Source organism: Fluviicoccus keumensis, from assembly GCF_004217445.1.
Classification (GTDB): Bacteria; Pseudomonadota; Gammaproteobacteria; order Pseudomonadales; family Moraxellaceae; genus Fluviicoccus; species Fluviicoccus keumensis.
In genome coordinates, this window is the sequence record NZ_SHKX01000012.1 from 337,994 (window position 1) to 358,441 (window position 20,448).

Sequence of the window (20,448 nt, forward strand, 5' to 3'; positions counted from 1 at the left end):
GGGTTGCTATGTCAAACAAAGAAGAGCAGATCGAGATGGACGGCACGGTGATTGACACCCTGCCCAACACGATGTTCCGCGTACAACTGGAAAACGGTCACATTGTTACCGCCCACATCTCCGGCAAAATGCGCAAGCACTACATCCGCATTCTCACCGGTGACCAGGTCAAGGTCGAAATGACCCCCTATGACCTGAGCAAAGGCCGCATCACTTACCGCGTCCGCTAATCAGTCAGTTCCAGCAAAAAGCCACGCATGCGTGGCTTTTTGTGTTGCTGCGATTTCCTCCTGAAGCCCTCCGGTGGAGGGCTTGGTGCAATCAGGCGGGCGTGGCGGTCTTGCGTTCCGCCGTTTCCACATGCAGGGAAATCTTGCCGTTTTCGACGGTGACATGCACCTGCCCGCCGTGTCCGGCCAGTTCGCCAAACAGGATGATCTCGGCCAGCGGCTTCTTCAGGTTTTCCTGAATCACCCGCGCCATCGGCCTTGCGCCCATCAGCTTGTCGTAGCCGTGTTCCGCCAGCCACAGGCGCGCGCTTTCATCAACGTCCAGCACCACGTGCTTGTCATCCAGCTGCGCCTGCAATTCGGTCAGGAACTTGTCGACCACCCCGGCAATCACGATTGGATCCAGCGCATGGAACTGGATGATGGCGTCCAGCCGGTTGCGGAATTCCGGCGAGAACATCTTCTTCATCACTTCCATCGCGTCGGTGGTGTGATCCTGCTGGGTGAAGCCGATGCTGGCGCGGGTCAGGCTTTCCGCCCCGGCGTTGGTGGTCAGCACCAGGATAACGTGGCGGAAGTCGGACTTGCGGCCGTTGTTGTCGGTCAGCGTGCCGTGGTCCATCACCTGCAGCAGCAGGTTGAAAACTTCCGGGTGCGCCTTCTCGATTTCATCCAGCAGCAGCACGCAGTGCGGATGCTTGGTGATGGCTTCGGTCAGCAGGCCGCCTTGGTCAAAGCCGACATAGCCGGGAGGTGCGCCGATCAGCCGCGAGACGGTATGACGCTCCATGTATTCCGACATGTCGAAGCGCACCAGCTCGATGCCCATGATCTTGGCCAGCTGCTTGGTGACTTCGGTCTTGCCGACGCCAGTGGGACCGGCGAACAGGAAGCAGCCGACCGGCTTCTCCGGGGCCTTCAGACCGGCGCGCGACAGCTTGATCGCCGAGGTCAGGGCATCGATGGCCTGATCCTGACCGAAGACGGTCATCTTCAGGTCACGTTCCAGATTACGCAGCGATTCCTTGTCGTTGGCGGACACCGATTTCGGCGGGATGCGCGCAATGCGCGCCACCACGTCCTCGATTTCGCCGACGCCGATGGTCTTCTTGCGCTTGCTGGGGGCCAACAGACGCTGGAAGGCGCCCGCCTCGTCAATCACGTCAATCGCCTTATCCGGCAGGAAGCGCTCGTTGATGTAGCGGTCAGCCAGTTCGGCGGCTACTTCCAGCGCCTTGTCGGTGTAGCGCACGCCGTGGTGTTCCTCGAAGCGCGACTTCAGGCCCTTGAGGATCTGGTAAGTCTCGCCCACGGTCGGTTCGGGAATGTCGATCTTCTGGAAGCGGCGCGACAGCGCGCGGTCCTTTTCGAAGATGCCCCGGTATTCCTGATAGGTGGTGGAGCCCATGCAACGCATGCTGCCGTTCACCAGCACCGGCTTGATCAGGTTCGACGCATCCATCACCCCGCCGCTGGCCGCGCCCGCGCCGATGATGGTGTGGATCTCGTCAATGAACAGGATGGCGTCTTCCTGCTTCTTCAGTTCGTTCAACAGCGCTTTGAAGCGCTTCTCGAAGTCGCCGCGGTACTTGGTGCCCGCCAGCAGCGCGCCCATGTCCAGGCTGTAGACCACGGCCTTTTGCAGCGCCTCCGGAGCCTTGCCGCTGACAATCAGCCAGGCCAGGCCCTCGGCGATCGCGGTCTTGCCGACGCCGGGCTCACCCACCAGCAGCGGGTTGTTCTTGCGACGACGGCAGAGGATTTGCGCGGCGCGTTCCACTTCGGCGTCACGGCCCACCAGCGGGTCGATCTTGCCGTCGCGCGCCAGGTCGTTCAGGTTGGATGCGTACGCGCCCAGCGCGCTTTTCGGCATGGCGTCGCCGCCTTCCTCATCCATGGATTGACTGTCATTGCTGCCGGCGTCGCTGTCGCTGTTGTTCTCTTCGTTTTGCTTGGTGATGCCGTGGGAAATGAAATTGACCACGTCCAGGCGGCTGACATTCTGTTTCTTCAGGAAGTAAACCGCTTGGGATTCCTGCTCCGAGAAAATGGCGACCAGCACGTTGGCGCCGGTCACTTCCTTCTTGCCGGAAGACTGCACGTGGAACACGGCGCGTTGCAGCACGCGCTGGAAGCCCAATGTCGGCTGGGTTTCGCGGTCGGCCTCGCGGGCGCCGAGTTTCGGGGTGGTTTCATCAACAAACTGGGTCAGATCACGACGCAGGCCTGATACTTCAACGCCGCAAGCCTTGAGCACCTTCACCGCCGAGTCGTTGTCGAGCAGGGCGAGCAGCAGGTGTTCCACGGTCATGAATTCATGGCGCTTCGAACGGGCATCCCGGAAGGCCAGATTAAGCGAGACTTCTAGATCGCGACTGAGCATTTCACCACCTGTCTGTGTGTCCGGTCAGCCGGACTTCTGTTCTACCCGGCACATGAGCGGATGCTCGTGTTCGCGGGCATGGTTAACCACTTGTTGAGCCTTGGTTTCAGCAATATCGCGGGGGTAGACACCGGCCACCCCCTTGCCTTCGTAGTGAACCGCCAGCATGACGCGCGTGGCTTGTTCGCGATCCAGCCCGAAGAACCCTTCCAGAACTTCTACCACAAAATCCATCGGGGTGTAGTCATCATTCAGCAACACCACCTGGAAAAGCGGTGGCATCTTGAGCGCCGGTTTGGCCTGCTGTACCGCCAGGCCGCCTTCGCCGGAATCATGCGCCTCATCATCGGGCATCTGATTGGATATTAGGTCAAAAGGAAAGTGATTTCCCATAACAACGCGCCTACAAAAAGGTATGGGTTTGGTAGCCGTCTTTGACAAGGGTGAACGGATGAGCGGTTATTTTAAGACTTCAGGCGGAAATGCGGTAATAAAACATTCAGTCGAAAATCCCCGCCAATAAAAAGGCCCCCGAAGGGGCCGATCTTACGCGGATTCCGCCAGCGGCAACATCAGTCTTCCATGTGACGGATGATTGCATCGCCGAATTCCGAGCAACGCAGCAGCGTGGCGTCGGGCATCAGGCGCTCGAAGTCATAGGTCACGGTCTTGGCGCTGATGGCGCCCTGCATGCCGTTGATGATCAGGTCGGCGGCTTCGGTCCAGCCCATGTGCCGCAGCATCATTTCAGCGGACAGGATGATGGAGCCGGGATTGACCTTGTCCTGACCGGCATACTTCGGTGCAGTGCCGTGCGTGGCTTCAAACATGGCGATGGAGCCGCCGATGTTGGCGCCCGGCGCAATGCCGATGCCGCCCACTTCCGCCGCCAGGGCATCGGAAATGTAGTCGCCGTTCAGGTTGAGGGTCGCCACCACCGAGTACTCGGCCGGGCGCATCAGGATCTGTTGCAGGAAGGCGTCGGCAATCACATCCTTGATGATGATGTCCTTGCCGTTCTTCGGATTCTTGATCTTGACCCACGGGCCGCCGTCAATCAGTTCGCCGCCGAAGCGTTCCACGGCCAACTCGTAGCCCCATTCCTTGAAGGCGCCTTCGGTGTACTTCATGATGTTGCCCTTGTGGACCAGGGTCACGGAGGGCTTGTCATTGTCGATGGCGAACTGGATGGCCTTGCGCACCAGCCGCTTGGTGCCCTCGCGGGAAACCGGCTTGATACCGATGCCGCAACCTTCGGGGAAACGGATTTTCTTGACGCCCATTTCCTCGCGCAGGAACTTGATGACCTTGATGGCTTCAGGGCTGTCGGCTTTCCACTCGATGCCGGCATAGATGTCTTCGGAATTTTCGCGGAAGATGACCATGTCGGTCAGTTCGGGGTGGTGCACCGGGCTGGGCACGCCCTTGAACCAGCGCACCGGGCGCTGGCAGACATACAGATCCAGTTCCTGGCGCAGGGCCACGTTCAGGGAACGGATGCCGCCGCCAACCGGCGTGGTCAGCGGACCCTTGATGCTCACAACGTATTCGCGCAGCGCCTCAAAAGTCTCTTCCGGCATCCAGGTGTCGTTGCCGTAAACCTTGGTGGCTTTCTCGCCGCAATAGATTTCCATCCACGAAATGGCGCGCTTGCTGCCGTAGCTCTTGCTGACCGCCGCGTTCACCACCTTGATCATCACCGGGGTGATGTCGAAGCCGATGCCGTCGCCTTCAATAAATGGAATAATCGGAAAGTTGGGGACGTTCAGGGACAGGTCGGCGTTTACGGTGATTTTGTCGCCATCCGCCGGGACCTTAATCTTCTGGTAACCCATTGTGCAGGTACTCCCTTGTATGTGTTGATATGAGCAATCCGGCGCGTGGGATGTGGCGCCGCAGATTGCTGCCTATGTTAATGCCTTGTCGGGCAAAATTGACGGCCGGAAGGATTTATTCGGGAAATGTGCCCATAAACACAGGTGATGATCTTTGATGTCGGAACTCGTACTGTTCAATAAACCCTACGGTGTGCTCACCCAGTTCCGCAAGACGGATGAGCGTTCGACGCTGGCCGATTTCTTTACGGACCCGGATATCCATCCTTGCGGGCGGCTGGACATGGATTCAGAAGGCTTGTTGCTGTTGACAGCGGACGGCGCACTGAATGCGCGCATTACTGATCCCAAATTCAAGCTGCCCAAAACCTATTGGGCGCAGGTTGACGGCGATATCACTGAGGAGGCGCTGGCGCGCTTGCGGGCGGGTGTGATGCTGAATGACGGCCCTACCCGTCCCGCCGCGGCTTGCAAGCTGACGGAACCGTTGCTGTGGCCGCGCAATCCGCCGGTCCGGTATCGGGCGGCAATTCCCACCAGCTGGGTCGAACTGGTCATCAGCGAGGGACGGAACCGGCAGGTGCGCCGGATGACCGCGGCGGTGGGTTTTCCGACCTTGCGGCTGGTGCGGGTCAGGATCGGTGACTGGGCGCTGGCTGATCTGCAGCCGGGCGAGTGGCGAAGCGTTGATGTCCCTGCTGCCCCGTCGTCGGCAACTCTGCGTGGCAGACCGGCCGGAAGACGTTATTCCGGCCGGTGAGGTTTCACACGCCCCAGTGGAAGAATTCCGGCCCTTCGGCCAGATAGGAGCGTGAAATGACCATCTTGTGGACTTCACTGGCTCCGTCCACCAGTCGCGCCTGCCGCGCATAGCGGTAGATCCATTCCACGATGGTGTCCTTCGAGTAGCCGCGAGCGCCCAGTAACTGGATGGCGGTATCGGCCGCTTTGTGCAGGGTGTCGGCGACGTGAATCTTGGCGATTGAAATCTCGCTGCGGGCAAAATCGCCCTGATCCAGTTTCCAGGCCGCCTGCATCGTCAGCAGCCGGCCGATGTGGATGTCCTTGGCGACATCACCCAACATCCACTGCACGCCTTCATGCCCTGCCAGCGGCTGACCAAAACTCATCCGTTCCGATACATGACCGGCGGCTTCCTCCATGCAGCGCTTGGCCAGGCCCAGCCAGCGCATGCAGTGGGTCAGCCTCGCCACGCCCAGGCGGATTTGCGTGACTTTCAGGCCGTCGCCAACGTTGAGCAGCCGGTTCTCGTCCGGAATTTCCAGCCCTTCGAACACCAGTTCACAGTGGCCGCCGTGTTCTTCCGGCCCCATGATCGGAATGCGGCGCTCGATGCGCCAGCCCGGCTGTGAGGCATCGAACAGGAAAGCGGTGAGTCCCTTGCGGTCATCCTCGCCCGTTCGCGCCAACAGGATGAAATGCTGTGCTCCATCCGCGCCGGTAATGAACCATTTCCGGCCGTTGATGATCCACTTGTCGCCTTGCCTTGTGGCGGTGGTGTAGGTCAGCGACGGGTCGGAGCCGCACCCCTTGGGTTCGGTCATGGCGAAAGCGGAACGCACCTTGCCATCGATAATCGGCTGCAACCAGCGCTGCTTCATGGCTTCATTCGGCAGGATGCGGTTCAACAGCATCATGTTGCCGTCATCGGGCGGCGCGGCGTTGATCATCACCGGTCCGAACGGCGAACGGGCCGCCTCTTCATAGATGGCGGCCATGCCGACCACGCCAACCCCGGCCCCGCCTCGTTCTTTCGGCATCTGGAAAGCCCACAGCCCCTGTTCGCGAGCCAGCGCCCGTACCTGCGCCACAATATCTTCACGGATGTTTTCGTGTTCATCGAATGCGTGGGGGTCTTTTTCCAGCGGCATGACATGACGGGCGACAAAGTCGCGGACGCGGAGGCGGTAATCCTCGATTTCGGGAGACAGCGAAAAATCCATGAACAGCGGGCCTCGTGGGTCAGAAAAGGATTCGGGGATCACACGGATCCCCGACAGGGTTCAGGTTGGCCGCCCGCCACTCAGGTATGGGCGGGATGATTGGCGCCGGGCTGGATGACGCCGTGGGTTTTGTCGCCGAACAACGAAGCCAGCGCGTCTTCCTGCTCCCGCCGGCCACGGCGTTCCTGTTCGGCGCGTTGGCCCGGCAACCAGTGACGCAGGCTGTAGGTGGCGAAACGGGGCAACAGCGTGAGCCAGGGATACCACGGCAGGATGTTTTCGGGCAAGCCCAGCTGCGCCATCTTGTCGGGGCCCAGGAAAAAGCGGCTGACGCTGAGATGCTGGTGATAATAAAGCCGGCGGCGTAATGCCTGGAAACTGGGAAAGTGGCGTTCCAGCGGTTCGTTGGCCAAGGCTATCGCCATTTCGCGGCTGGTGTCATCCGGCTTGCTCTGGGTCATGAAGGTATGGTTCAGCAGCACGATCGCGTCGCGCTCGGAAAACACCAGCCATTTTTCCTCGACACCCATCAGCCAGCAGGCATAGCTCCACAAATGCATCACGGCCTTGGATTCGCGCGGGGTGACCGGCAGGCCCAGTTTGCGCAAGCCGCCCAGCATCACGGCGCTGAATCCCAGATAGGTGGCGACCATGTCGATCTGGCTCACCGGCAATCCCCACTTGGCGCTGTCCCAGTCCGGTCGCGCCGCCAGGTTGCGACGCACCAGTGCATGCACCAGCCGTACATGCAGCGTGGTCTTGAAGCCTTCGCCAAAACGTTCCAGACCGCCGGGCGTGGTGCAATCCATCCACCACTTCCCGGTTTCGGCGACGCGCTGTGCGGTTCCCCGGTTCAATGCCCCGGTCATCAGCAGCGACTGGTTGAACCCGGACAGCAGGTAGCCGCCCATCAGGGCGAGATCGCGCAGCACATAGGTAGATGCCAGCCCGGTTCCGTGAATGAAGCGCATGCCCTCATCCAGTAACTGCCGGTCAACCCAGGCAGGCGGAGTTTCAACTGTGCGGAAGAAGGTTTTCAAGGCTTCGGGGGCATTCTCCACCCGCTCGATCCCCTCTTCCATCGCCTGCTTGAACTGGCGGCGCGCCAGTGCGGGATCCGAGGCGTACATCCAGTCCAGCATCTTGTCCATGGCAGGATCGCCATCCCAGAGCGCATCCACCACCCGGTCATACTCGGCCCGTGTCGGCGCCAGCTCACGCCCCAGAATCAGCTTCAACCAGCCCGGCGTCTTGACGCGGGTTTTTTCGAATGGGCGCACCCGCTGGGGTGTGGGTCGGGGATGAGCAATAGCGGTCATGACGGCATTTCCGGGTGATTCAGGATGGCCTGACCTTAATGTGAAAAAGTATTCGCATTCAATTCGTATTTGTGATCATTTTTAAAGCGGAAATCGCCTATCCTGTCGGACAGTTGACACAATCGCCATAATAGGCATGTGTCTTTAGTGCTAAAACTCTACACAAAATGTCAAGAGTTTGACTAAAAATAGTATGTTATTTGATCGCATTAGAATACTAGCACTACGAAACCCTCTTCTATAATGCATCCCACAACGCCGGGCGATGATGTTTGGGCATGTCAATCCGCCAAGGCTTTTTCCAATAAAAGAGGGGTAATTCACATGAACTATTTCGTCACTGGCGGCACCGGTTTTATCGGTCGTTTCCTGCTGGCCCGTTTGCTGCGTCGTGAAGGCGCCGTGGTCCACGTGCTGGTGCGCAAGTCCTCGCAGCACAAATTCGAAGAACTGATGGACGAGCTGGGCGCCACCGACCAGCAACTGATTCCGGTGTTCGGCGACATTTCCCAGCCCGGCCTGATTTCCCCGGAAGATGCCGCTGCGCTGGCGGGCAAGATCGACCATGTTTTCCATCTGGCCGCCGTCTATGACATGAACATGGATGACGCCACCGGCGAAGCCATCAACAACCAGGGCACCGCGCACGTCGTCGATTTCGTCAACCGCCTGGGCGGCAAGGTCAAGCTGCACCACATGAGTTCCATCGCCGTGGCCGGCACGGAATGGGAAGGCGTGTTCAAGGAAACCCATTTCGACGAAGGCCAGAACCTGACGCACCCCTACTACCGCAGCAAGTTCACCTCCGAAAAGATCGTGCGCGACGAGAGCAAGGTGCCCTACCGCATCTACCGTCCCGGCGTGGTGGTGGGCGATTCGCAAACCGGCGTCATGGACAAGATTGACGGCCCTTACTATTTCTTCAAGTTGATTCAGCGCATCCGCGACAATGTTCCCAAGTGGTTACCCCTGCTGGGCATTGACGGCGGCCAAATGCCCGTTTGCCCCGTTGATTACGTGGCGGATGCGGTGGATCACATTGCCCACAAGGACGGACTGGACCGCAAGGTGTTCTGTCTGGTGCAAAACCCGGCCCCGACCGTCGGCGAGATGATGCAAATCCTCTTTACCGCCGCGCACGGCCCCGAGTTTGCCAGGAACCTGCCGCTGGGTGATGTGAAAATTCCGGGCAAGGCCCGCGAACTGCTGGGCAAGCTGGGCAGCTCCAGCCTGGCGACCGCCATCTCGAAATCCATTGGCATTCCGATGTCGGCCCTCGGCTTTGTCTTCAACAAGGCGGAGTACGACGACACCCATACCCGCAAGGCGCTGGCCGGCAGCAACATCAAGTGCCCGACGCTGGATACCTATGCCGAGAAGCTGTTTGAATACTGGGAATGGTATCTGGACGACACCGCTTTTGCGTCCGGCAAGGCGCTGCGCGTGGTGCGCGGCAAGACCGTGCTGATCACCGGTGCGTCCAGCGGTATCGGCCTGACCGTGGCCAAGAAGCTGGGCAAAGCCGGCGCCCGCGTGCTGCTGGTGGCGCGCGGCGTCGAGAAGCTGGAACAGACCGCGGAAATGATCCGCGCCGTCGGCGGCGAAGCCTATATCTATCCTTGTGACCTGACCAACCTGCAGGCCATTGATGAAATGGCGCGGCAGGTGCTGGTGGATCAGGGCCACGTCGACATCCTGATCAACAATGCCGGTCGTTCCATCCGCCGCGCCGTGGTCGAGTCCTACGAGCGTTTCCACGATTTCGAGCGCACGATGCAGCTGAACTACTTCGGCACCATCCGCCTGATCATGGCGCTGCTGCCGTCGATGCAGGCACGCAAGCGCGGCCAGATCATCAACATCTCGTCGATCGGTTGTCTGGCCAATGCGCCCCGCTTCTCGGCCTACGTGGCCAGCAAGGCGGCGCTGGACGCGTTCACCCGTTGCCTGTCGGCGGAAGTGAAGGCCTACAATATCGAGACCACCGCGATCTACATGCCGCTGGTGCGTACGCCGATGATCGCGCCGACCAAGATGTACGACTATGTGCCGACCTACACCCCGGACCAGGCCGCCAACCTGGTGATCAAGGCCATCGTCGACAAGCCGAAGCGCATCAAGACCTCGCTGGGCCAGACCGCCGAGATTTCCTACGCTCTGTGGCCGAAGCTGAACGACCGCATCCTCAGCCTGGGCTTCAAGCTGTTCCCGTCGTCGGCCGCCGCCAAGGGCATCAAGGAAGAGAAACCGAGCGCCGCCGCCATTGCACTGGCGAACGTGCTGCCGGGTCAGCACTGGTAAGTTTTCTTCCGGTTGGAAACTTCAGGGGCGCGGATGCGCCCCTTTTTTTCGTCACCTCCCCCACACCTCCTGTGCAGTGGTAAGATGCCGTTCTCTTATTCCAAGCAAGGCCGCTGCTCCGCTGATGAAAACCCCGAAACGCCTCGAACCCCTGCTCGAAGATGGTTTAATTGACGAAGTGGTCGCGCAACTGAAAAGCGGCAAGGAAGCCACGGTTTATCTTGTCCGTTGCGGCGAGAAACTGCGTTGCGCCAAAGTCTACAAGGACGCCAATCACCGCAGCTTCCGACAAGCCACCGTCTATCGCGAGGGCCGCAAGACCCGCAGCAGCCGCGACGCCCGCGCCATGGCCAAGGGGTCGAAGCACGGTAAGGACGAGCTGGAGGACAGCTGGCAGCACGCCGAGGTCAACGCCCTGTACCGTTTGGCCGACGCCGGTGTGCGCGTGCCGACGCCTTACGGTTTTCACGAAGGCGTGCTGTTGATGGAGATGGTGGACGACGGCGAAGGCAACCCGGCCCCGCGCCTGGGTGACCTTGACTTCACGCCCGAAGCGGCCGTGCATTTTCACGCCGTGCTGGTGCAGGAAGTGGTGCGCATGCTCTGCGCCGGTCTGGTTCATGGCGACCTCTCGGAATACAACATCCTGTTTGATGCGGAAGGCCCGGTGATCATAGACCTGCCGCAGGCGGTGGACGCCGCCGCCAACGCCCATGCGCGCGGCATGCTGGAGCGCGACGTGCGCAACCTGGCGGTCTATTTCGGCCAGTACGCGCCGGAATTGCTGGACACCAAGTACGAGAAGGAAATCTGGGATATCTACGAAAGCGGTGAGCTGACCCCGGAAACGCACCTCACCGGCCAGGCCGAGGAAGACGATACCCTGGTGGATCTGGTCAGCATCTTTGCGGCGATTGACGACGCGAAGCGGGAAGAAGCGCAGCGGCGCGCGGCCGCTGCGGAACAGGACGAATGATCAGGCAAAAATGCCCAATGGCGACTTGGTGATCGCCACGCTGACCATGAACAGGAATACCGCCACGGCCGCCAGCAGGAAGCCCGCCTTCTGACCGGCGGTCTTCGCCTTGCGGAAGGCCATAACTCCCAGACCGATATACACCACCAGCAGCGCCAGCTTGACGTGCACGAACGGCGGAAAGCTGTGGCTAACCGCCAGCATGCCGATCCCCGACAGCAACAGGAAAGTATCGATGACATGCGGGCTGATCCGCACCCATTTCGCCTGCAATTTCTCCGGCGCCTGCAGCAACCAGCCTCCCCGCACCAGAAAGAACAGGCCGCTGATCGCGACCAGCGTCATGTGCAGGTGTTTCAAACCCGTGTAAGCGTCCATGGTCACTCCTTCGGTGCGTGCTGGCAGGCCGGGCTGGCCGGAGCTGCGCCGGTCTCGGCCCATTCGGCGGGCGTGTAGGTGTGCAGCGCCAGCGCGTGCAGGCCGCTCTTTAGCTCCTCTCCCAGCACCGCGTACACCGCCTGATGGCGCTGCACGGCGCGCTTGCCTTCAAAGTCCGGGGAAACCAGCACCACCTTGAAATGGGTCTCGCGGTTGGGCGGACCGCTGTGCATGTGGGATTCGTTGATGACATCAAGATGATCCAGGGCAATGGCCGCCGAAAGGCGCTCCCGGATGGTCTGTTGGCGCGACATGGACGTCTCCTGAAAAAGTGACTCATCGTATCACAAAAGCTTTTGCGCTCCGCCGCCGCCCGGCGTATAAGAATCAGACAGGTAATTGGCACTATCGTACTTAAATAACAAGATGAGGTAGACCGCATGGCCATCCGCACCCTGCCCCAGACCCCGGACCAGGTCCGCTATTTCCCCGAGGCCGACGACCCGGCCGCACGCATGACGCCGAAGCAGGTGGATGACCTGATCGAAATCTTCAAGACGCCGCTCTCCGGTTCCTACAACTGGGATTACACCACCGCCGATGGCCGTATCCGCAAGCTCTACCAACTGGGCAAGGAACTGAACTGGAACGCCGATACCGACCTCGACTGGAACCGCACCTATTCCAAGGAACTGCCGCCCAGCGACATGGCCTACAACCCCTTCCAGGACTACGAACCGTTTCAACGCCTGACGCCGGAGGAGCAACTGCGCTTCGGCTGGCACTACCAGTCCTGGACGTTGTCGCAATTCCTGCATGGCGAGCAGGGAGCCTTGCTGGTGGCTTCGCAACTGGTATCCTGCGCGCCCAGTTTCGACGCCAAGCTCTATGCCTCCTCGCAAACCTTTGATGAGGCCCGTCATGTCGAAACCTTCAACCGCTACCTGCAGGAAAAGATCGGCGTCATGTATCCGGTCAATCCCAACCTGAAGGCCCTGCTGGACAAGGTGCTGGCCGACCCGCGCTGGGACCTGAAGTTCATCGGCATGCAGATCGTCATCGAGGGTCTGGCGCTGGCGGCCTTCAACACCATGCAGCTGACCTGCCTGGACCCGCTGCTCAAGGACATCATCCACCTGATTACCCGCGATGAAGCCCGGCACGTCACTTTCGGCGTCAATTATCTGGAATACATCGTCCAGCACCTGACGCAGGAGGAAATCGAGGAGCGGGCGCAGTTCGCCTACGAGGCCTGCGTGGTGATGCGTGAACGCCTGATCGCCACCGAAGTCTTCGCCGAGTTCGGCTGGGATGTGGAAGCGGCGCGCAAGCACATGCTGGACGCGACGGTGATGCAGTATTTCAGCAAGCTGCTGTTCACGCGCATTGTCCCGAACCTGGCGCGCATCGGCCTGCTGACCGACAGCGTGCGGCCGAAGTTCGAGGCGCTGGGCATCCTGGAATACGAGAACCTGGTCAGTGACGGCGATATCGACTGGGCGACCCTGTCCGCCCCGCTCTATCCCGCCTCCGGGCCCGCAAAGGCTGCCTGAATTCCGGTCATGATCGACGTTATTGCAATCATCACTAAAAATGATGATTGCAATAAAGCAATATCACTTTTCTTAGGGTCAATCCCGTCCTATCATCCGCGTCGAAAACCGGGAGCCTCGAACCCGGCGTCCTTGACCTCGCGGAGTAAATCCATGTCTGCTTTCAATGAGGAAACCGTCCTGAGCGTGCATCACTGGAATGACACGCTGTTCAGTTTCACCACGACCCGCAACCCCGCCCTGCGCTTCAAGACCGGCCAGTTCGTGATGATCGGCCTAATGGTCGAGGGCAAGCCGCTGATGCGCGCCTACAGCGTGGTCAGCGCCCACTACGAGGATCATCTGGAGTTCTACAGCATCAAGGTCCAGGACGGCCCGCTGACGTCCCGCCTGCAGCACCTGCAGGTAGGCGACAAGCTGCTGGTTTCTCGCAAGCCCACCGGCTCGCTGATCATGGACAACCTGAAGCCGGGCAAGAACCTGTACCTGCTGTCCACCGGCACCGGCCTGGCGCCGTTCATGAGCGTGGTGCGTGATCCCGAGTTCTATGAGGCTTTCGAGAAGATCATCCTGACCCATGGCGTGCGCTGGAAGAGCGAGCTGGGTTATTTCGAGCACATTACCGAAGACCTGCCCGAACACGAGCATTTCGGCGATCTGGTGCGTGAGCAGCTGATCTACTACCCGACCGTGACCCGTGACGAGTTTGCGCGTCAGGGTCGCCTGACCGACCTGATCCAGAACGGCCAGATGTTCGAGGATATCGGCCTGCCGCCGCTGAACCCGGAAACCGACCGCGTGATGATCTGCGGCAGCCCGGCGATGCTGAAGGATCTGGTCGAGATCCTGGAAGCGCGCGGTTTTGTCGAAGGCACCAGCCATGCGCCGGGCGATTACGTGATCGAACGCGCCTTCGTCGAGAAATAAGAGTCTCGTTTGGCATCTCGTCCCCTCCCGTCCGGGAGGGGATTTCCCCGGTTATCACTTTCTTTACAATCCAGCTGTAACAGTCTCTACTGAAAGCGGTCAAACATGTATAACAACAGACCCTGCCGGAGACATCCATGGAACACCCTACCTCACCTGCCTGCCCGCATTGCCTCAGTCGCCGCCGTTTTATCGGCTCCGGAATGGCGTTGGGGATTGGATTGTTGTTGCCCGCGGTCAGCGACGCGGCCGGCCGTTTCCAGGAATTCGGCGGCATTGTCCGGGTGGACGGCCGCAAGGCCTCGGCCGGGACGCGTATTCATGCCGGAGCGCGCATCGAGACCGGAGCGGCTCCCGCCAGTTTCATTCTTGGAGATAACGCCTTTCTGATCCGGCCGGGCTCTTCCGTGCAGTTGGTGCGCCAGTCGAAGCATTCAGCCGCGTTATCGGGGTTCCGGCTGATCACGGGGGCGATCCTGGGCGTGTTTGGCCCCGGTCCCAAGAAGCTGGTGACCAGCACGGCCACCATCGGCATACGCGGCACCGGCGTTTATTTCGAGAACCGGCCCGAATCCAGTTATGTCTGCCTCTGCTATGGCGCGATCGACCTGAACGCCAACACCCGCCCCGAGGCGCTGCAGCCGGTGTCAGCCACCCATCATGAGGGCCGCGTGATTGGCGGCAATGGCGAGATTGCCCCGGGCGGCATGGTGAACCATACCGATGAAGAGTTGGTGATGCTTGAGGCGTTGGTGGGGCGAAAGCCGCCTTTCCTGGCGGCGTGATGAGTTGAAGAGAATACCGGCCGCAAAGGGCCGGTTTTGTTAAGTGCGCGGGATGACCGGCGTCACTTTGGGAGGATTGCTGCGCGCCGCTTCATACAACGGCAGCACCGTTGCCATCCGTGCCTGCAACTCTTCAATCCGTTGCGATCCTGACGGGTGCGTGCTCAGAAAAGCGGGCGGCGCTCCCTTGCTTGCCGTCGCCATTTTCTTCCAGAGGGAGATCGAGGCGCGCGGGTCATATCCGGCGCGCGCCATCAATTCGACGCCCATCACATCAGCCTCCGACTCCTGTCCCCGACTGTGCGGCAGCGTCAGGCCCAACGTCGTGGCCGTTTGCAGCAATGCCGCCTTGCGCGAGTCCATGTTGGTCAGGACGGCCAGCAGGGTCATGCCGGCTTGCTGGGCATAGGCTTCCGAGATCCGTTCTCGACCGTGTTCACGCAGGGCGTGGGCGATTTCATGGCCCATGATGGCGGCGATTTCGTCATCCGTCAGCTTCAATTGATCAATAATGCCGGTGAAAAACATGATCTTGCCGCCGGGTGCGCAGTAGGCGTTCAGTTCGGCCTTGGTCTGCAGGTTCACTTCCCAGCTCCAGCGCACGGCATCGGGACGGAAAACCGCCGTTTGCGGCACCAGCCGGTCGCCGATGCGCCGGATTCGTTCCAGCGTCGCCCTGTCCGTGTTCAGGGAGTTCTTCTTTTTGGCATCATCCAGTTCGCCCCGGTAGGACTGCAATGCCATGGCGTCAACCTGGGCGCTGGGCAGTAACAACAGTTGTTTGCGGGTAATGCCGGTAGCACCTTGCTGGGTGCTGCTGGTGCATGCGGTCAGGATTATCAGGGTTGGAACAGCCAGCCATTTACGCCAGTTCATGTTCTGTCTCGTTTCATGCCTCGGTTGCGCAAAGTGTAACGCATCAGTCCCGATCGCGATGTTGAGAAAGGTTAATCGCGCAAGTGGGCGTACAGCTCGGCCAAGCTGCGTATCCAGGGGCGGTACACCTGCTGGAACAGCTGTTCGTGGATTGCGGCGCGGTCGGCGCGGGGGTAGAAGATGCGGGTGACCCGGCTCATCGCTTTGACTGCAGCCGGAAAGTCCGGATAGACGCCGGTGCCGACGGCGGCGCAAATGGCGGCGCCAAGCCCGGAGGTTTCATGCGTGTGCGGTCGGTGAATGGCCATGCCGAACACATCGGCGGCGGTTTGCATGACGGCGTCGGATTGCGCCCCGCCCCCGGCGGCAAACATCATGGTGACCGGTTGATGCGTATAACGGGCGACATGCAATTGTCCGTCCCGAAGCGCATACAGCAGTCCTTCCACCAGCGCCCGGTACCAATCCGCCTTGCTATGCTGCGTGCCCAGTCCCAGCAAGGCGCCGCGCGACAGGCTTTCGCCGCTGGATTGAACGCTCAGTCCGGGTTGCCACATCAGGCCGTTGGCCCCTGCCGGTGTCTGCGCCAGCCATTCATCCAGAACCGACAACCAGTCATTGCCCCACTCCACCGCCGCCGCAATTTCCGGGCCGGCGATCTGGTCGCGGAAATATCGGACCAGCGCGAATCCCTGCGGGATCTGGCTCTCCAGACAGTACTCTCCCGGCACGGCCGCCGGATAAGGCGGCATGGGGGGATTGATGGAGACAAATTTGCGGCTGACGGTGTTGAAGGTGGCCGTGGTTCCGAAACTGAGCGCGCCCTGCCAGGGCGAGATGCAGCCGGCGCCCAGTACTTCACAGGCCTTGTCGGCGCCGGCGGAAATCACCGGCAGATTAACCGGCAGACCGGTCTCACGGGCGGCAGCCTCACTGATGCGGCCCAGCAGTCCGCCAGGCGGCGTCAATTCGGGCAGCATTCGACGCGGAACCCCCAGGGCCTGCCAGCGCCAGTCCCAAGCGGCATGCCATTGGTGCTTCTTGTAGTCAAACGGAATGTAGCCGACCTGGGAGGCCACCGAGTCCCGATACTGCCCGGTCAGGCGAAAGCTGAGATAACCGGACAGCAAGAGAAATTTATGGGTGCGCTGCCAGGTTTGCGGATCATGCATCGCCAGCCAGTTGGCCTGGGCGCGGCGGCGCAGTTTGTGGATGGTGGTCTGATGGCCGCTAAGCTGGTGCAGTTTTTCCCAATACACGGGTAAGGGCGGCATTTCGGCGGTCTGGCGCTCATCCAGCCACAGGAATGCCGGGCGCAAGGGTTTCCCCTGACTATCGACCACCACGACCGTACCGCGTTGGGTCGTGACGGTCGCGGCCTTCAAGGTGGCGGGATCAATACCTTGCTGCCAGAGGCTCTGGCAGGTCTGGACCACGCAATCCCAATAATAATCGGCATCCTGTTCGGCTTGCCCCTTTTCCGGCGAACGGTAAGGCGGCTCGAAGGTAATCTGGCTGCGCGCCAGCATTTCGCCGTCGGCATCGAAAACGAAGGCGCGAAGGCTCTGGGTGCCGCAGTCGATGCTGAGAAAACGTGCCGAACTCATGGTTGCCAACCGAAAGTCTTGTTGCCGTCGGAGACGGCTTATGGTTATGAAAACCCCGCCGGAGCGGCGGGGTCAAAGGGCGGGGATCAGGCGGCCGCCGCCACTTTCCGGGCTTCAGGCAGACTGTAATAACGTGCCCAAATGTCCTGATAGCGTTGCAGCTCGGAAGCCCAGCGCTCTTCCGTCCAGTCCTCGTCCAGCGCCATCATGCGGATGGTGGGCAGCAAAGCCGCTCCGCCTTCCGGATAAAGCAGGCCGAGACGGGTACGGCGCAACATCAGGTCGTCCAGATGCTGTACTTGTTCATAGCGCAGCGCCCAACGCAATTCGGCCCACAAGGTCTTGCTGCCGGGAATGACAACCAGTTCCGAGGACGGCATTTCCTGAACAAAGCGTTCGGACAGATAACCGAACTTGCCGGTAAAGCGCCGGTACAGATCATCATCGGCATTGGGCAAGGCGACGGCGGCCGAGGGCTGGGTAAAAATGCCGGCCTTGCGGTCACGGGTTTTCAGGGCGGGCAGCCATGTTTCGGCAGCGGTCAGCACATCCTGCGCAATCTGACGGAAGGTGGTCAATTTGCCGCCGGACACGCTGATCATGCCCTTTTCCGCCCAGACCGCATGATCACGGCGTTCCTTGGACGGATCAAGGCCCTTGCCGCTGCTGACGATCGGACGAACACCGGCCCAGGTGGCGATGACATCTTTTTCGGTCAGTCGGGAATTCGGGAATTCATGGTTTGCCGCGCGCAACAGGTATTCGACCTCATCGGCGGTGATGGCCGCTTCATCGTCCAGATCTTCCTTGTGATCGAGATCGGTCGTGCCGATAACGGTTCGGCCTTCCCACTGGTAGATGAACATGGCGCGACCGTCGTCCGGATGGAAAAGGATTACAGCATCGTTCAGTGGCAGACGGTCGGATGGAACAACCAGATGGCTGCCGCGCTGAGGACGCACAGAGACAGTTTCCGACGCAACATCCGAGCGCATGCGGTTGACCCAGGCACCGGTCGCATTGACCACCACCTTGGCGCGAAGCAGGGCCACTTCGCCGGTTTCTTCGTTGCGCACTTGCAGTCCGGCAACCTGATCGCCCGGGGTCAGCGTCTTTTCGACCTTCACGTAATTCAGCGTGACCGCGCCATCGCGACGGGCTTCATCCAACACGCGCAGCACCAAGCGGGTGTCATCGGTGACGGCATCGGTGTAGCGGGAAGCGCCTTGCAGCTTTTCCTTGCGGTAGCCCGGCACGCGGTCAAGAAACTTTTTGGCGTTGAAGAAGCCCCGGTCGTGAATACCGGCCAGGAAATCGTAAGCCATCAGCAGGATATAGAAGGCCCAGCGGTTGGACTTGATGCCGCCGCCGTCGTAGTGAGCAAAGAAATAGCTCATGCGGTCGACCAGTCCCGGCGCTTCATTCAGCAGCCGCTCGCGTTCCACCAGTGAGTGCCAGGTCAGGCGGATATCACCCATGGCGATGTAGCGCAGTCCCCCGTGCACCATCTTGGAGGAACGGCTGGAGGTGCCAAAAGCGTAATCGCGTTGTTCCAGCAACAATACCTTGCTGCCGGTGCGGGCGGCCTCACGCGCCACGCCGGCGCCGGTAATGCCGCCGCCGACGACAATAATGTCCCAGTCAGTCTCGGGCAGTTTCTGCCAGAGCGTTGTTCGTTGATCAGTCATGTCTCTGCCGCTATCTTCAGTCAATCAGCAATTTGCCGGGGTTGAGCCGCTTGTCGGCGTCAAAATGGTTGGCCAGGGCGCGCAAAACCGCCATGCCCTGTTCGCCCTTTTCAGCAGGCAGATAGGGCGCATGATCGCGGCCAACGCCGTGTTGATGACTGATGGTGCCGCCGTGACGGACGATTTCCTTGGACGCGGCAGCCTTCAGCTTGTTCCAGCGCGCCAGGGTATCCTCGTAGCTGCGTCCCACGCGGAAGGCATAGGTGGTATAGATGCTGGAGCCTTGCGCGTACAGGTGCGAAAGGTGGCTGAAGGCCAGCACGCTTTCTTTCTCGGCGCTCAAACCGTCACGCAAGGCCTGTTCGACATCGCGCGTATAGGACGTGACCTTGGGCCAGTCAATGGCGGTTTCGAGCGTGTCAACCGCATAGCCCAGCTTCCAGAGCGCTTCGCGCAGATAAGGGGCCTTGTAGCGGTTCTGCAGCCAGCGCGTTCCCAATGTTTTACCGGTAGGAACGGCATCGTACTGTTTGAGCAGGCGGCCAACTTCAAGCAAGGCGTAACGTACCTTGTCGTTGGAGCCGGTGAAACCGACCGTCAACATGCACTTGCCCTCGCCCGCCCCTCGCCAGCTCAGTACTTTTTCCAGGCTGGCGATGGCCAGCTTGTGTCCGGCCAGAATCAGCTGGGTGCGGGTTTCTTCAGAATTGCTGACGCGCAGCATCGACAACGGCAGCTTCTGCTGGGCGATTTCACGGACGGCGGCTTCAGCGCTGGCGAAATCAGGCAGGAAGTAGACACGGAACTCTTCACGCTCGGGCAGGCGGCTGATGCGGACCGTCGCTTCGGTAATCACGCCGAAACGGCCTTCCGAGCCGAGGATGATTTCGCGGATATCCGGACCGGCGCTGGAGGCCGGCAGGGTCGGCATGACCAGACTGCCGTTGAGGGTTTCGACACGGCCGCCGGCAAACAGCTGCTCGATGCGGCCATATTGCAGCGACTGCTGGCCGCTGGAACGGCTGGCGATCCAGCCGCCGAGGGTGGACAGTTCGAAAGATTGCGGGAAATGGCCCAGGGTATAGCCATGCGGTTTCAGCAAGGCTTCCAGTTGCGGACCGCTGGCGCCCGCGCCAATCGTGGCCAGTTGCGATCCGCGATCCAGATTGATCAGGTGGTTCAGCCGCGCCAGCGACAAGGTCAACACCGGCCGGGAGTCCGGCAGCGGGTTGATGTGGCCGACTACCGAAGTGCCCCCGCCATAGGGGATGACCGTCCAGTCGTGTTGCTTGGCCAGCGCCAGCAACTCGGCGACTTCCGCGCTGCTGGTGGGGAGCGCCACCCCGTCCGGGAACAGTTCAAACCGGCCCGACCGCATCGCCAGCCAATCGGGCAGGCTTTGCCCGCGCGCATGGCGCACCCGAACTTCGGCATCGGTGGAAATCAGGGGATGTTCAGGGAGGCGGCTGGGCGGGACCGTGGCCAGCACGTCCGACAGCAAGGCGTCTTTCAGCGGGGTGCCGGGCCCCAGCAATTCTTCGAGGAAAACACGGGCGTTAGGGTGGACGGCCATGGAAACACGGCTATCACCCCAGCTGTTCCATTGGCGCATATCAGCCTCATGGT

The 20,448-nt window shown here is 60.6% G+C and carries 18 protein-coding genes; 7 read left to right on the forward strand and 11 right to left on the reverse strand.

Annotation, left to right across the window (positions count from 1 at the left end; all coding sequences use genetic code 11):
- The first annotated feature begins 8 nt into the window (after positions 1-8).
- A complete protein-coding gene (gene infA / locus EV700_RS09710) occupies positions 9-230 on the forward strand; it encodes a translation initiation factor IF-1 (RefSeq protein WP_130413189.1) in 222 nt (73 codons plus the stop codon).
- A gap of 91 nt (positions 231-321) precedes the next feature.
- Here the strand turns inward: infA and clpA are convergent, their stop codons facing one another.
- From clpA to icd, 3 genes are all read right to left on the reverse strand, one after another.
- On the reverse strand, positions 322-2,613 hold the full coding sequence (gene clpA / locus EV700_RS09715) for an ATP-dependent Clp protease ATP-binding subunit ClpA (RefSeq protein WP_130413191.1): 2,292 nt from the start codon (positions 2,611-2,613) through the stop codon (positions 322-324).
- Between the two features lie 24 nt (positions 2,614-2,637).
- Complete coding sequence (gene clpS, locus EV700_RS09720) at positions 2,638-3,006, reverse strand: ATP-dependent Clp protease adapter ClpS (RefSeq protein WP_130413193.1); 369 nt, start codon at positions 3,004-3,006, stop codon at positions 2,638-2,640.
- Positions 3,007-3,185: 179 nt separating this feature from the next.
- Positions 3,186-4,448 (reverse strand): NADP-dependent isocitrate dehydrogenase, encoded by a 1,263-nt coding sequence (icd, locus tag EV700_RS09725; RefSeq protein ID WP_130413196.1) that lies wholly within the window; start codon positions 4,446-4,448, stop codon positions 3,186-3,188.
- A 157-nt stretch (positions 4,449-4,605) separates the two neighbouring features.
- Here icd and EV700_RS09730 point away from each other — a divergent pair, with 157 nt between their 5' ends.
- On the forward strand, positions 4,606-5,208 hold the full coding sequence (locus EV700_RS09730; protein WP_130413198.1) for a pseudouridine synthase: 603 nt from the start codon (positions 4,606-4,608) through the stop codon (positions 5,206-5,208).
- A gap of 4 nt (positions 5,209-5,212) precedes the next feature.
- On the opposite strand, the gene EV700_RS09735 is transcribed toward EV700_RS09730, so the two are convergent.
- Complete coding sequence (locus EV700_RS09735) at positions 5,213-6,412, reverse strand: acyl-CoA dehydrogenase family protein (protein ID WP_130413200.1); 1,200 nt, start codon at positions 6,410-6,412, stop codon at positions 5,213-5,215.
- Positions 6,413-6,492: 80 nt separating this feature from the next.
- Positions 6,493-7,731, reverse strand: a complete 1,239-nt coding sequence (locus tag EV700_RS09740) for an oxygenase MpaB family protein (RefSeq protein WP_130413202.1) — start codon at positions 7,729-7,731, stop codon at positions 6,493-6,495.
- A gap of 324 nt (positions 7,732-8,055) precedes the next feature.
- On the opposite strand from EV700_RS09740, the gene EV700_RS09745 reads away from it, so the two are divergent.
- Entirely contained in the window at positions 8,056-10,032 is a 1,977-nt protein-coding gene (locus EV700_RS09745) for an SDR family oxidoreductase (protein ID WP_130413204.1), read from the forward strand.
- Positions 10,033-10,156: 124 nt separating this feature from the next.
- Positions 10,157-11,008, forward strand: a complete 852-nt coding sequence (locus tag EV700_RS09750; protein ID WP_130413206.1) for a PA4780 family RIO1-like protein kinase — start codon at positions 10,157-10,159, stop codon at positions 11,006-11,008.
- Here EV700_RS09750 and EV700_RS09755 read toward each other — a convergent pair whose 3' ends face one another.
- Entirely contained in the window at positions 11,009-11,386 is a 378-nt protein-coding gene (locus tag EV700_RS09755) for a SirB2 family protein (protein WP_130413208.1), read from the reverse strand.
- Positions 11,387-11,388: 2 nt separating this feature from the next.
- Positions 11,389-11,700, reverse strand: a complete 312-nt coding sequence (locus tag EV700_RS09760) for a BolA family protein (protein ID WP_130413210.1) — start codon at positions 11,698-11,700, stop codon at positions 11,389-11,391.
- Positions 11,701-11,826: 126 nt separating this feature from the next.
- Here EV700_RS09760 and EV700_RS09765 point away from each other — a divergent pair, with 126 nt between their 5' ends.
- From EV700_RS09765 to EV700_RS09775, 3 genes are all read left to right on the forward strand, one after another.
- On the forward strand, positions 11,827-12,939 hold the full coding sequence (locus EV700_RS09765; RefSeq protein ID WP_130413212.1) for a ferritin-like domain-containing protein: 1,113 nt from the start codon (positions 11,827-11,829) through the stop codon (positions 12,937-12,939).
- A 153-nt stretch (positions 12,940-13,092) separates the two neighbouring features.
- A complete protein-coding gene (locus EV700_RS09770) occupies positions 13,093-13,866 on the forward strand; it encodes a ferredoxin--NADP reductase (protein WP_130413214.1) in 774 nt (257 codons plus the stop codon).
- A 137-nt stretch (positions 13,867-14,003) separates the two neighbouring features.
- Positions 14,004-14,651: a FecR family protein gene (locus tag EV700_RS09775; RefSeq protein WP_130413216.1), complete on the forward strand. Its 648-nt coding sequence runs from the start codon at positions 14,004-14,006 to the stop codon at positions 14,649-14,651.
- 39 nt (positions 14,652-14,690) lie between these two features.
- Here the strand turns inward: EV700_RS09775 and EV700_RS09780 are convergent, their stop codons facing one another.
- The 4 genes from EV700_RS09780 to EV700_RS09795 all read right to left on the reverse strand — a co-directional run bounded on the left by EV700_RS09780 (position 14,691) and on the right by EV700_RS09795 (position 20,434).
- Positions 14,691-15,527 (reverse strand): M48 family metallopeptidase, encoded by an 837-nt coding sequence (locus EV700_RS09780; RefSeq protein ID WP_130413218.1) that lies wholly within the window; start codon positions 15,525-15,527, stop codon positions 14,691-14,693.
- 71 nt (positions 15,528-15,598) lie between these two features.
- Positions 15,599-17,134 (reverse strand): FGGY-family carbohydrate kinase, encoded by a 1,536-nt coding sequence (locus EV700_RS09785; RefSeq protein ID WP_130413220.1) that lies wholly within the window; start codon positions 17,132-17,134, stop codon positions 15,599-15,601.
- Positions 17,135-17,220: 86 nt separating this feature from the next.
- Positions 17,221-18,822 carry a glycerol-3-phosphate dehydrogenase/oxidase gene (locus tag EV700_RS09790; protein ID WP_130413222.1) on the reverse strand — a complete coding sequence of 534 codons (1,602 nt, stop codon included), beginning with the start codon at positions 18,820-18,822 and terminating at the stop codon, positions 17,221-17,223.
- Positions 18,823-18,838: 16 nt separating this feature from the next.
- Positions 18,839-20,434 carry an FAD-binding oxidoreductase gene (locus EV700_RS09795; RefSeq protein WP_130413223.1) on the reverse strand — a complete coding sequence of 532 codons (1,596 nt, stop codon included), beginning with the start codon at positions 20,432-20,434 and terminating at the stop codon, positions 18,839-18,841.
- Between the last annotated feature and the right edge of the window lie 14 nt (positions 20,435-20,448).

Bases quoted from the DNA above. Each gene is read 5' to 3' on its own strand.
- EV700_RS09765 (WP_130413212.1), top strand. From the start codon at position 11,827: ATGGCCATCCGCACCCTGCCCCAGACCCCGGACCAGGTCCGCTATTTC.
- clpA (WP_130413191.1), bottom strand. From the start codon at position 2,613: ATGCTCAGTCGCGATCTAGAAGTCTCGCTTAATCTGGCCTTCCGGGAT.
- EV700_RS09790 (WP_130413222.1), bottom strand. From the start codon at position 18,822: ATGACTGATCAACGAACAACGCTCTGGCAGAAACTGCCCGAGACTGAC.
- clpS (WP_130413193.1), bottom strand. From the start codon at position 3,006: ATGGGAAATCACTTTCCTTTTGACCTAATATCCAATCAGATGCCCGAT.
- EV700_RS09785 (WP_130413220.1), bottom strand. From the start codon at position 17,134: ATGAGTTCGGCACGTTTTCTCAGCATCGACTGCGGCACCCAGAGCCTT.
- EV700_RS09775 (WP_130413216.1), top strand. From the start codon at position 14,004: ATGGAACACCCTACCTCACCTGCCTGCCCGCATTGCCTCAGTCGCCGC.
- EV700_RS09795 (WP_130413223.1), bottom strand. From the start codon at position 20,434: ATGCGCCAATGGAACAGCTGGGGTGATAGCCGTGTTTCCATGGCCGTC.
- EV700_RS09780 (WP_130413218.1), bottom strand. From the start codon at position 15,527: ATGAACTGGCGTAAATGGCTGGCTGTTCCAACCCTGATAATCCTGACC.
- EV700_RS09730 (WP_130413198.1), top strand. From the start codon at position 4,606: ATGTCGGAACTCGTACTGTTCAATAAACCCTACGGTGTGCTCACCCAG.
- EV700_RS09745 (WP_130413204.1), top strand. From the start codon at position 8,056: ATGAACTATTTCGTCACTGGCGGCACCGGTTTTATCGGTCGTTTCCTG.
- EV700_RS09760 (WP_130413210.1), bottom strand. From the start codon at position 11,700: ATGTCGCGCCAACAGACCATCCGGGAGCGCCTTTCGGCGGCCATTGCC.
- EV700_RS09740 (WP_130413202.1), bottom strand. From the start codon at position 7,731: ATGACCGCTATTGCTCATCCCCGACCCACACCCCAGCGGGTGCGCCCA.
- EV700_RS09750 (WP_130413206.1), top strand. From the start codon at position 10,157: ATGAAAACCCCGAAACGCCTCGAACCCCTGCTCGAAGATGGTTTAATT.
- EV700_RS09770 (WP_130413214.1), top strand. From the start codon at position 13,093: ATGTCTGCTTTCAATGAGGAAACCGTCCTGAGCGTGCATCACTGGAAT.
- EV700_RS09735 (WP_130413200.1), bottom strand. From the start codon at position 6,412: ATGGATTTTTCGCTGTCTCCCGAAATCGAGGATTACCGCCTCCGCGTC.
- EV700_RS09755 (WP_130413208.1), bottom strand. From the start codon at position 11,386: ATGGACGCTTACACGGGTTTGAAACACCTGCACATGACGCTGGTCGCG.
- infA (WP_130413189.1), top strand. From the start codon at position 9: ATGTCAAACAAAGAAGAGCAGATCGAGATGGACGGCACGGTGATTGAC.
- icd (WP_130413196.1), bottom strand. From the start codon at position 4,448: ATGGGTTACCAGAAGATTAAGGTCCCGGCGGATGGCGACAAAATCACC.